1 pseudogene is annotated in these 348 nt (G+C 66.7%); it reads right to left on the reverse strand.

The features are described from left to right. Positions 1 to 348 (reverse strand): annotated as a pseudogene (locus QC180_RS30145) (serine hydroxymethyltransferase); the annotation flags it as partial.

Raw genomic sequence — 348 nt, forward strand, 5'->3', positions numbered from 1 at the left:
AGGTCCAGACCGAGCAGGGTCTCACCGGGGTTCATCAACGCCATCAACACCGCCGCGTTGGCTTGGGCACCCGAATGCGGCTGCACATTGGCGAACTCGGCACCGAAGAGTTCCTTGGCCCGATCCCGGGCCAGGGTCTCGACCACGTCCACGGCCTCGCAGCCACCGTAGTAACGGCGGCCGGGGTAGCCCTCGGCGTACTTGTTGGTCAACACCGAACCCTGCGCCTGCAACACCGCGCGGGGCACGAAGTTCTCCGAAGCGATCATCTCGAGGGTGTCGCGTTCACGGGCGAGCTCGCCCGCCATCGCGGCGGCCAACTCGGGATCGAGCTCACCGAGAGACTGG

This window comes from Nocardia anocheti (assembly GCF_029675105.1).
Lineage (GTDB): Bacteria > Actinomycetota > Actinomycetes > Mycobacteriales > Mycobacteriaceae > Nocardia.